Genomic DNA, 11,423 nt, shown 5'->3' with positions numbered 1-11,423 from the left:
AAGCGGGAAGGTTTCGAGACTTCTCCCCGGATTCACCACTTGAGATTTCGATCAAGAGAGCTTTCATTGTCCTCATGAAATTGCGTTACCTCAACCTCGCCCTCCTCATCGCCTTCCCCATTGCGTGGTTCGCCCCGCTTATGCGGGCGGGCATCAACTTACCGCTCTTTGGTTTGAAAGAGGTCAGCGTGATCTCGGGCCTGCAAGCCCTGTGGGACACGGATGTTGTCCTCGCTCTGCTCGTCACCTTTTTCGCCGTCTTCGCGCCGATCATGAAGGTGTTGGGCCTCGCGCTCATCCAGTTCGGCATGATGCGCCGCAAGATGCTGCCTATCTTCAACATCCTTGGAAAACTCGCCATGGCCGACATCTTCCTGATCGCGCTTTATATCGTGCTGGTCAAAGGCATCGGGCTTGCCAAGATCGAGACCGGCTGGGGCCTCTACCTGTTCACGGCCTGCGTGCTGACATCAATCGCACTTAGCTTTGCAACCGCGAAACGTCAAAAAGCCTGACGTGGCAATCGCCTAACCCCTTGCGTAAGGCGCACCAACCGGGCAGAAATTCCGAATGGCAAAAGCACAAAAGATCTTCACCTGTTCGGCCTGCGGGGCCAGCTCCTCGAAATGGTCGGGGCGCTGCGAAGCCTGTGGTGAATGGAACACGATTGTTGAAGACGCGCCGCTAAGTGCTGGCCCTGCCTCGAAATCTTTGGGCGGAAAGCGCGGTTCATCCGTTGCCTTGACCGACCTGTCAACCGAAGAAGCCCCACCCCCGCGCACCGAATGCGGTATGGGCGAATTGGACCGTGTATTGGGCGGAGGTCTGGTGCCCGGATCAGCCATCCTTGTGGGTGGCGATCCCGGCATCGGGAAATCGACATTGCTGCTTCAAGCCGCCGCCCGGTTCGCACAGGCTGGTCTGCCCACGATCTATGTGTCAGGCGAAGAAGCATCTGCGCAGGTCCGTATGCGCGCCCAGCGATTGGGCCTAACAGAGGCTCCGGTCCGGCTGGCAGCCGAAACCAACCTGCGCGACATCATGACGACCTTGGATGCAGAACGCCCTGCCCTTGCGATCATCGATTCGATTCAAACCATGTGGGCCGACAATGTGGACAGTGCCCCCGGATCGGTCAGTCAGGTGCGCGCCGCCGCCCATGAGCTGACAACTTTCGCTAAAAAGCGCGGTATTTCCGTCGTTCTGGTCGGGCATGTCACCAAAGAAGGGCAAATCGCGGGTCCGCGCGTGGTCGAGCACATGGTCGACACGGTGCTCTATTTCGAAGGCGAGCGCGGCCATCAGTTCCGCATTCTGCGCGCCGTGAAAAACCGGTTCGGCCCAGCAGACGAGATCGGCGTCTTCGAAATGACGGGCGCAGGCCTGTCCGAGGTTGTGAACCCCTCGGCGCTGTTTTTATCCGACCGCGAAGACCCCGCCCCCGGATCTGTTGTTTTCGCAGGGATCGAGGGCACACGCCCAGTTCTGGTGGAACTTCAAGCGCTTGTGGCCCCTTCACCCCATTCCCAACCCCGCCGGTCGGTGCTCGGATGGGACAGCGGACGTTTGGCCATGATACTGGCCGTACTGGAAGCGCGCTGCGGCATCCCCTTTGCTGGGCTTGATGTGTATCTGAACGTCGCGGGCGGCATGAAAATCTCGGAACCCGCAGCCGATCTGGCTGTGGCGGCGGCGCTACTCTCGGCGCGCGAGGACGCCTCGATCCCCAAAGACACTGTGGTTTTTGGCGAAATCAGTCTATCAGGTGCCCTGAGACCCGTGGGACAGACCGAAAACCGGTTGAAAGAAGCCCAAAAACTTGGTTTCACGTCTGCAATCGCGCCAACGCGCAGCAAGACAGGCTCGGGATCCGGGCTGAACATACAGAAGATGTCGGACCTGACCGGGTTCGTCGGAGATATTTTTGGGGCCGGATAGGCCCGACAACAGGGACGGTATCGGGCCCAGACCCGAACCGAAGTGACGAAGATGGAAGGTTTCACACTGATTGATGGGATCGTGGCAGCGGTCATTCTGATCTCGGCGATCTTGGCGTATTCGCGCGGCTTCGTGCGCGAGGGCATGTCAATCCTTGGCTGGGTCGCCGCAGCGGTTCTGGCCTATATTTTTGCGCCCCGCGCATTGCCACTGATCAAAGAGATCCCGGTTCTGAAGGATTTCATTTCAGACAGCTGTGAATTGTCGATGATCGCAGCGTTTGCAGGTGTGTTTGCGCTTGCTCTGGTTCTGGTGTCGATCTTCACGCCATTGTTCTCATCCGCGGTACAACGTTCGGCCCTTGGTGGGTTGGATCAGGCGCTTGGCTTCATCTTTGGTGTTGCGCGTGGCCTTGTCCTGGTGGCCATTGCCTTGGTGGTTTATGACCGCATCGTCACCACGGACACGATCCCAATGGTGGATGACAGCCGCACCGCCAAGATCTTTGCGCGCACTCAAGACAGCATCAACGAACAGATCCCCGAGGACGCCCCCGGCTGGATCGTCGAGAAGTATGAAGAGCTTGTCGGAACATGCTCAGGCGGCACGCCAAGCACCGAAGACACCGGCAGCTGATCACCTCACAACGCGCCTTCTGGCGCGTTGTTTCGTTCTGGGCCAGACAAAAACGCACATGGATTGTGATAGTTTGATGACATGGCGCAGCCCGTCCAGTAAGAGAAGCCCAACGCCACGGAATCGGAGACCGCTGCTCATGTCCGACACCTCGCCTGCCTGCCCTTCAACCATGCCATTTGCGCATCCGTTTGATGACGACAAGTTGAAGGAGGAATGTGGTGTTTTCGGCGTAATTGGCCTGAAAGACGCAGCCAACTTCGTCGCACTTGGTCTGCACGCGCTACAACACCGCGGACAAGAAGCGGGCGGCATCGTCTGCCACGATCCGGAAGAAGGCTTCAACTCGGCCCGCCGCTTTGGCTATGTGCGCGACAACTTCACCAAGGCCAGCGTGATGGAAACCCTGCCGGGACCGCTTGCCATTGGGCATGTGCGTTATTCCACTGCCGGGTCGAAAGGCGCCGTTATCCGTGACGTACAGCCTTTCTTTGGCGAGTTTTCCATGGGCGGGGCTGCCATCGCCCATAACGGCAACATCACAAATGCCGACGCCTTGCGTCGCGAGCTGATCGAGCGTGGCTCGATCTTCCAAAGCTCGTCTGACAGTGAATGTATCATTCACCTGATGGCGCGTTCCCTGCAACGCAACATCCCCGAACGCATGGAAGACGCGCTGCGCCGTGTCGAAGGTGCGTTCTCGGTTGTGGCCATGACCCGCACCAAACTGATGGGCGTGCGCGATCCGCATGGGGTTCGCCCTCTGGTTCTGGGCAAACTTGGCGAAGGCTGGGTTCTGTCATCGGAAACCTGTGCGCTCGACATCATCGGTGCTGAGTTTATCCGCGAGATCGAACCGGGCGAAATGGTGGTCATCACCGATCAAGGTGTCGACAGCAGCTTCCCCTTCCGTCCGCAGCCGTCGAAGTTCTGCATCTTCGAGCACGTCTATTTCTCGCGCCCTGACAGCATTTATGGCGGTCGTTCCGTCTATGAGACCCGCCGCCAAATCGGCGTGGAATTGGCCCGCGAAACCCCGGTCGAGGCTGATCTGGTCTGCCCGATCCCGGACAGCGGCGTGCCCTCAGCCATCGGATACAGCCAAGAAAGCGGCATTCCCTATGCGCTTGGGATCATCCGCAACCAGTATATGGGCCGGACCTTTATTGAGCCGACCGAGCAGATCCGCAACATGGGTGTGCGCCTGAAGCTCAACGTGAACCGCGCGCTGATCAAGGGCAAGAAGGTTGTGCTGGTCGATGACAGCGTGGTGCGCGGCACCACCACACGTAAGATCAAGGACATGTTGCTAGATGCAGGTGCCAAGGAAGTCCACTTCCGCATCGCGTCGCCCCCCACCGCATGGCCCTGTTTCTATGGCGTTGACACGCCCAACCGCGACAAGCTTCTGGCCGCCCAGATGACCGAAGACGAGATGTGTGCGCACCTCAAAGTCGACAGCCTGAAATTCATCTCGCTCGATGGACTTTACCGTGCGGTTGGCGAGGCGGAAGGCCGCAAGAACGACTGTCCACAGTATTGCGATGCGTGTTTCTCGGGCGAATACCCGGTGACACCTGCCGACCAGATCGAAAAAGGGTTCGAGATCAAGGCGGCGGAGTGAATTCGTCGCTTACTCAGAGCCTCCTACGTGAGACCCAGATCCTATGACCGACACACAGAAAATCGCCCTCGTAACTGGCGCATCCCGTGGCCTTGGGGCCGCCCTTGCGCTGGAGCTTTCCAAAACCCATCACGTCGTGGCCGTAGGCCGCACCACTGGTGCATTGGAAGAGCTGGATGACAAGATCAAGGCAGCCGGTGGGTCTGCCACGCTGGCACCGATGGACATCACCAACAAGGACGCGATGGCGCATCTGTGTCGGTCAATCCATGACCGCTGGGGACCGATTGACGTCTGGGCACACGCTGCCATCTACGGCCCTGCCTTGATGCCAACGCCCGATCTGGACGACAAAGGCTGGACGCAGGCGTGGAACACCAATGTAGAAGCCACGCGCAACCTGATCTTCATGGTCAATGCGCTGATGACGGATGACAGCACGGCACTGTTCTTCGCGGATGACCATGCAGGCGAGAAGTTCTTCGCAGGCTATGGCGCGACCAAGGCGGCTCAAGTCGCGATGGTGCGCAGCTGGGCGGCCGAGAACGCGAATATCGGCCCGCGCGTGGTCGTCGCGGAACCCAAGCCTTTGGCGACCTCGATGCGCGGGCGGTTCTTCCCCGGCGAAGATCGCAGCACGCTTGCCCCCGTGGACGCCGAAGCCAAACGCATTCTGGCTGACGCCGGTTTGGCTTGATCGCAACGCCCTCACTTTCCTGACCGTCGACTTGCCCGCTATGCTTGCCGCGCGCGCCAAGCTGCCCTATTGATTTCCCAAAGGCCCGAAAACACAGGGCCGCACGGCGGAAAGGGCGGATCATGCGTATCCTTATCACGAATGACGACGGGATTAACGCGCCGGGGCTGATCGTCGCCGAAGCAATTGCCAATCAGGTCGCGCAGGAACTGGCAGGCGAAAAGGCCGAGATCTGGACCGTCGCCCCTGCCTTTGAGCAATCAGGCGTTGGGCACTGTATTTCCTACACCAGCCCCTTCATGATTGCCGAACTTGAACCCCGTCGTTTTGCCGCTGAAGGCAGCCCGGCCGATTGCGTGCTAGCCGCGCTCTATGACGTGATGCCTGATCGGCCTGACCTGGTGATCTCGGGTGTAAACCGAGGCAACAACTCGGCCGAAAATGCGCTCTATTCCGGCACACTGGGCGCCGCGATGGAGGCCGCACTTCAAGGACTGCCCGCCATTGCCCTGTCGCAATACATGGGCATGGGCACCAAAGATCTGGACAGTCCATTTCAAGCCGCTGAACGGTTTGGACCCGAGATTGTGCAGAAACTGATCGAAGCCGGTCCCTGGGACAAAGGGGCGAACTACCCGTTGTTTTACAACGTCAATTTCCCGCCTATCGGGTCTGAGCTTGTGAAAGGTGTACGCGCTGCACCGCAAGGATGGCGCCATGACGCCTTCTTTGGAACCGAAGCCCATCACAGCCCGTCGGGCCGCAAATTCCTGTGGATCAAAGGCGGACCGCAAGCGAACCCCTCCGAACCGGGCATGGATCTGACACTGAACCTTGAGGGCTATGTTTCGGTCACGCCGATGCGGGCAGATCTGACCGCCAATGACAGGCTTTCCGCGCTTGAGGATCTGTTTGCATGAGCCAGGCAGACGGACAAACACAGGTGGCATGGGACGCTGAGCAGAAGATGCAGTTTCTGTTTGCCCTACGCTCAAAGGGCGTAACGAACCCACGCGTTTTATCCGCGATGGAAGAAATTGACCGCGGCCCCTTTGTGCGCGGCGTGTTCGCCAAACGCGCTTACGAGGATATGCCGCTACCGATCGCTTGCGGGCAGACGATCTCGCAGCCATCTGTAGTCGGGTTGATGACGCAGGCCGCTGACATTTCACCCCGCGACAAAGTGTTGGAACTTGGAACAGGGTCTGGCTATCAGGCCGCCATCCTGTCGAAGCTCGCACGTCGGGTTTACACGATTGATCGCCATCGACGTCTGGTCGCCGAAGCGCGCGAGCTTTTCGAAGAAATGGATTTGCACAATATCACCGCCATCACCGGGGATGGATCGCGTGGATTGCCCGATCAAGCGCCGTTTGATCGCATCATTGTCACCGCTGCTGCCGAAGACCCGCCCAGTCCGCTCTTGGCGCAGCTGGCCGTTGGCGGTATCATGATTGTACCGGTGGGTCAGTCCGATGCGGTTCAGAGCCTGATTAAGGTTACAAGAACCGAAACAGGTTTTGACTATGACGAGCTTCTGCCGGTGCGGTTCGTTCCCCTATTGGAAGGGCTGGGGCGCGAATAGCAATTTTCCCCGCGACGGCGGGATCAGGTTGGGATAGTCCAGCCAGAATATAACAAGGCCCGAAAAGGGTCACATGCAGAGCCTGAGAAACAGGCCCATGGATTGAGGAAGACGAGCAATGCCACTCCACAGCACAATTGCGTGCCTGAAACCCCGTGCCGAAACACGCACCGGGGCCAAAACGCGTACAACACTCCTACTTGGGTCCCTGCTGGCCCTCAGCGCCTGCGGCGGCGATTTCGATCTGGATTTCAGGGGGCTTGCAGGTGGCGAGCTTTCAACCAGCCAAGCCGCGCAATCAGTGGGCACCGCACAGCGGCCACAGCCCGACGCGCGCGGCGTGATCTCCTACCCCAGCTATCAGGTCGCTTTGGCCAAGCGTGGGGATACCGTTGCGAAAGTGGCGGGACGGATCGGCATGAACCCTGCTGAACTTGGTCGCTATAACGGACTGGCATTGGATGCCCCCCTGCGCGATGGCGAGCTTCTGGCCCTGCCCCGCCGCGTCGCAGAACCGGCAGCCGGGGTCATCAAGCCCGAAGGCGAGATTGATATCACTACATTGGCAGGCGATGCGATCGACCGTTCTGGAAACACGTCCAGTGCGACATCAACCCCCAAAGTGTCCGGTCAGCAACCCGTCCGCCACCGCGTTCAGCGTGGCGAAACGGCCTATTCCATTGCCCGCAGCTACGGCGTCTCTGTACGTTCCCTTGCTGATTGGAACGGTCTGGGCTCCAGCCTGACCGTGCGCGAGGGTCAACACCTGCTGATCCCCGTAAAAGTTTCGGCACCGGTGAAAGAAACCCGGATTTCTCAACCCGGACAGGGATCAGCCACACCGACGCCACCATCGGCAGCCGCGGCGCTTCCAAAGGACGAGGTCAAGCAACCTGCCCCGAAAGCGCCGAACGCTCCTAAGCTGTCGGACACTCGAACAAAGGCAAGCTCTGCCAGAATGGCGCTGCCCGTGGCAGGCAAGGTCACAAGCCTGTTTGATGCCGAGAAAGCCGGCTACATCCTGATCTCTGCCAAACCCGGAGAGGCCGTGAAAGCCGCCGCAAGCGGGACGGTCCGCTTGGTGTCAAAAGATGTCGAAGGCGAAGAGATCGTAGTGATTGACCATGGGAATGGTACACAAACCGCCTACAGCTTTATTGCTGGCATCAAGGTGAAGAAGGGCCAGAAGGTCAAACGTGGTCAGCAAATCGCTGTGGCGACCAAGAACCGCTACAACGCTATCCAGTTCCTTGTCTTCAAAGGCACAGAACCCGTGGACCCGATGCCGTATCTGAACTGATCTGGATTAGGTCTGACTTAAAGATCAAGGGCGGCAAAAGGGCCGCCCTTGATCTTTGGAGGTCACAGCGAAATGCGATACTGCGCAAACCCGCTTTCTGACATTCCAACCTCTTCAATTGTCATGCCTTCGACACCGTCAATGTGTTTCGACGCGGCAGGCCCGGTTTCAAAGAGAACCGTGGTGCCGTCAATCGGAGTGAAGGACCAGTTCGCATCCGCACGCGGGCTGACCGTGCCCTGTTCAACGATGTAGCGGACGATCACATCACGGTTGGTATCCGGACCTTCGAAGATCGTCGTCGTGCCATCGGCGCCCGGGAAATGCCCGCCGCCGCCTGCGCGGTAGTTGTTGGTGGCGATGATGAACTCTTGTGCGTCATCAATAGGTTGCCCGGCAAACCTCAGGTTCTCAATACGATGGGCATCCGGGGCCACAACCTCTCCGTCCCGGTTATACCGCGCCGCTTGGCCAAGATTGATCTGATAGGTCACACCATCAATCACATCAAAGTTGTAAGATGGCATTTCGGGGTTCAACAGGATGGCATCCTCGGCCCCCGGATCAACTTGATTGAAGATACTCGCTGACCGTTCAAGCCATTCGCGCACCGTCGCCCCGTTGATACGAACGGCCCGCACAGTATTGGGATAAAGGTACAGATCCGCGACGTTTTTGATCGCGACATCCCCGACTGCCACGTCGGTGTAGTAGTCCGGACCACCCCGGCCACCGGCTTTGAAGGGAGCCGCAGCCGACAAGATCGGAAGCCCCTCATGCTCTGTCCCCTGCATCATCTGTTTGATGTACCATGTCTGCGCATTGGACACGATCTGGACCGAAGGATCATCCGCCACCAGCGCGAAATAGCTGTGCAAAGGTGCGTCTGTCTTGCCCACTGCACGACGCACATAGGCAAGCGTTTCGTCATGCTCGGCTTGAACCGACGCCAGAACCTTCGGATCGCTCTCAACAAGGGCGGTGATCGAACGATCCTCTTCCCGTTTATAGATCGGGCGGGCTTCTGACGTGTGCGATACAACGCGCCACGCCCCGCCATCATGCTCGATCAGAAGATCGATCAACCCCATATGCGAGCCCCAAAAGCCGCCCATGACGGCAGGCGTGCTCATAATTGTACCGCGCTCCACATCCACGCCGGGGAAATCGGCGTAGGTCGAGGATGGGAAGACCAGATGCGAGTGTCCCGTCAGGATCGCGTCGATGCCTTCGATTGCGGCCAATGGGACCGAGGCATTCTCCATCCCATCCGTATGCTCGGCGGCACCAATGCCCGAGTGGGACAAAGCGATGATCAGGTCTGCGCCTTCCTCTCGCATCTGTGGGATATAGGCGCGGGCAGCTTCGATGATATCACGGGCCTGCACATTGCCCTCCAGATGGCGGCGGTCCCAATTCATGATCTGCGGCGGCACAAACCCGATGAAGCCGACCTTGATCGGTTGGGTTGTTCCTGCGCCATTGGTGATCGAGCGTTCGACAATCACATAAGGTGGCAAAAGCGTTTCATCTTCGCGTGGGGTCGCCCCCAATTTCTTGGCGACGTTTGCACAGACCACCGGGAAGTTGGATCCGGCCAGCGATTTCATTAGGAAATCCAGACCATAGTTGAACTCGTGGTTGCCCAGCGTCGAGCCATCGAACCCGAGCGTATTCATCGCATTGATAACCGGATGCGTATCGCCCTCTTTCATGCCCCGCTCATAGGCGACGTAGTCGCCCATGGGATTTCCCTGAAGGAAATCGCCGTTATCCAAAAGCAGGGAATTCGTTGCCTCGGCCCGGACATCGTTGATCAGTGACGCCGTACGCGCCAAACCGACGCGATCCGTCTCTCGGTCAGAATAGTAGTCGTAAGGGAAGACATGAACATGCAGGTCAGTCGTCTCCATGATGCGCAAATGCGCCTGATTGGAAGACGCTAGAACAGAGTACGGATGAAGCGCGATGAAACCGGCTGAGCCGGCCAGAAAACCGCGACGGGTCATTGAAAGGGGCATGGGAACCTCGGTCGTGTTGGTATGATTTCGGAATGCTATGACCCCAGCATGACAGATGAATGACGCAATCCGAGAGTCTTTTTCCCCAGAAAAGCGAAACTCCGCCCGTTTCGCAAAGGGCGGAGTTTCTGCTTTTCAGTCAGGATAGCGCGTGAATCACTCGTCCGCGCGCCCCTTTCCAAGGTGCTTACGCAACCGCGAAGGTGTTGATTTTTTGCGGTTTTTATAGGGGTTCTTGTCACCCTGCCCACGCATGGTCAGGCGAATGGGTGTCCCCGGCATATCGAAATCTTCCCGCAATCCATTGACCAGATAGCGCGAATAGCTTTCCGGCAGCTTGTCGGGGTGCGAACACATAACAACGAAACCCGGAGGGCGGGTTTTGGTCTGTGTCATGTAACGCAGCTTGATACGGCGCCCGCCTGGTGCGGGAGGTGGGTGTGCTGATACCATCTCGGCCAGCCACCCGTTCAGATGTGCTGTTTTCACGCGGCGGTTCCACACATCATAGGCGCGCATAACTGCTTCGTGCAGGCGATCCATGCCCCGGCCCGTCTTAGCTGAGATCGTAATCAATGGCGCGCCACGCAGCTGTGGCAGAAGGCGATTGAACGATTCAAGCAGCCCTTTCAGCTTCGCCTGTTTCTCGGGCTCCACATCCCACTTGTTCACGGCAATGACCACAGCACGCCCTTCGCGTTCTGCCAGATCCGCGATGCGAAGGTCTTGCTGCTCAAACGGGATGGCGGCGTCCAGAAGGACCACAACAACTTCGGCGAACTTCACCGCACGCAGGCCGTCTGACACAGACAGCTTTTCAAGCTTCTCCTGCACCTTCGCACGTTTGCGCATCCCGGCAGTGTCAAAAATACGAGTAGGTGTGCCGTTCCAGTCAAACTTCAAAGAAATTGAGTCGCGGGTGATCCCGGCTTCGGGTCCAGTCAAAAGGCGTTCTTCGCCGATCAGTTTGTTGATCAGGGTCGACTTACCAGCATTCGGGCGGCCAATCACAGCAACCTGAAGCGGCTTTTCATTGGTGGGCAGCTTCGGTGTGTCTTCGTCATCGTCGTCGCTAACATCGACTTCGATCTCCGGGGCAGTTTCTGCCGCACGTTCTTCGAACTCGTCTGCGATCGGGGTGAGTATCTCTAACAGCTCACCCATACCCTCGCCATGTTCACCCGACATACGGATCGGTTCACCAAGGCCCAAGGAATAGGCCTCGATTACGCCTGCATCTGCGGCCTTTCCTTCGGCCTTGTTCACCCCAAGGATCACATGCGCGTTCTTACGGCGCAGAATGTCGGCGAACACTTCATCCGCAGGAAGGACACCCGCACGACCATCTATGATGAACAAACAGGCGTCGGCCATTTCCACGGCGCGTTCCGTGAGGCGACGCATGCGGCCCTGAAGGCTTTCATCCGTGGCTTCTTCAAGCCCGGCAGTGTCAATGATGGTAAAGCGCAAATCCCCCAACCGCGCCTCGCCTTCGCGCAGGTCGCGGGTAACACCGGGCTGGTCATCAACCAGCGCAAGGCGCTTGCCAACCAAGCGGTTGAACAGGGTGGATTTGCCCACATTCGGGCGCCCCACGATGGCTAGGGTGAAGCTCATTTTGC

General features: G+C 58.4%; 10 protein-coding genes. 8 read left to right on the top strand and 2 right to left on the bottom strand.

From position 1 onward, the window contains the following. Positions 1-74 precede the first annotated feature (74 nt). From MWU55_RS13145 to MWU55_RS13110, 8 genes are all read left to right on the top strand, one after another. A complete protein-coding gene (locus MWU55_RS13145) occupies positions 75-515 on the top strand; it encodes a paraquat-inducible protein A (RefSeq protein ID WP_246936686.1) in 441 nt (146 codons plus the stop codon). 55 nt (positions 516-570) lie between these two features. Next, entirely contained in the window at positions 571-1,938 is a 1,368-nt protein-coding gene (radA, locus tag MWU55_RS13140; RefSeq protein WP_246936684.1) for a DNA repair protein RadA, read from the top strand. A 51-nt stretch (positions 1,939-1,989) separates the two neighbouring features. Further along, complete coding sequence (locus tag MWU55_RS13135) at positions 1,990-2,574, top strand: CvpA family protein (protein WP_246936682.1); 585 nt, start codon at positions 1,990-1,992, stop codon at positions 2,572-2,574. A 172-nt stretch (positions 2,575-2,746) separates the two neighbouring features. After that, positions 2,747-4,198 (top strand): amidophosphoribosyltransferase, encoded by a 1,452-nt coding sequence (gene purF / locus MWU55_RS13130; RefSeq protein WP_246937915.1) that lies wholly within the window; start codon positions 2,747-2,749, stop codon positions 4,196-4,198. 43 nt (positions 4,199-4,241) lie between these two features. Then, positions 4,242-4,895 carry an SDR family oxidoreductase gene (locus MWU55_RS13125; RefSeq protein ID WP_246936680.1) on the top strand — a complete coding sequence of 218 codons (654 nt, stop codon included), beginning with the start codon at positions 4,242-4,244 and terminating at the stop codon, positions 4,893-4,895. A 122-nt stretch (positions 4,896-5,017) separates the two neighbouring features. Beyond that, positions 5,018-5,815, top strand: coding sequence for a 5'/3'-nucleotidase SurE (gene surE / locus MWU55_RS13120; RefSeq protein WP_246936678.1), 798 nt, complete (start codon positions 5,018-5,020; stop codon positions 5,813-5,815). Continuing rightward, a complete protein-coding gene (locus tag MWU55_RS13115) occupies positions 5,812-6,480 on the top strand; it encodes a protein-L-isoaspartate(D-aspartate) O-methyltransferase (protein WP_246936676.1) in 669 nt (222 codons plus the stop codon). Before surE ends, MWU55_RS13115 begins: the two co-directional genes overlap by 4 nt. Positions 6,481-6,598: 118 nt before the next feature. Then, complete coding sequence (locus MWU55_RS13110) at positions 6,599-7,780, top strand: LysM peptidoglycan-binding domain-containing protein (RefSeq protein WP_246936674.1); 1,182 nt, start codon at positions 6,599-6,601, stop codon at positions 7,778-7,780. 62 nt (positions 7,781-7,842) lie between these two features. Here MWU55_RS13110 and MWU55_RS13105 read toward each other — a convergent pair whose 3' ends face one another. Together MWU55_RS13105 and der are read right to left on the bottom strand one after the other, a co-directional pair. Further along, the gene (locus MWU55_RS13105; RefSeq protein ID WP_246936672.1) at positions 7,843-9,801 is read right to left on the bottom strand and encodes a bifunctional 2',3'-cyclic-nucleotide 2'-phosphodiesterase/3'-nucleotidase; all 1,959 of its coding nucleotides are present in this window, start codon (positions 9,799-9,801) and stop codon (positions 7,843-7,845) included. Between the two features lie 156 nt (positions 9,802-9,957). Next, the gene (gene der, locus MWU55_RS13100; protein WP_246936670.1) at positions 9,958-11,418 is read right to left on the bottom strand and encodes a ribosome biogenesis GTPase Der; all 1,461 of its coding nucleotides are present in this window, start codon (positions 11,416-11,418) and stop codon (positions 9,958-9,960) included. Positions 11,419-11,423: the final 5 nt, after the last annotated feature.

It is taken from the genome of Aliiroseovarius sp. F20344, from assembly GCF_023016155.1.
GTDB lineage: Bacteria > Pseudomonadota > Alphaproteobacteria > Rhodobacterales > Rhodobacteraceae > Aliiroseovarius.
This window is presented reverse-complemented; position numbering and strand designations above follow the sequence as displayed.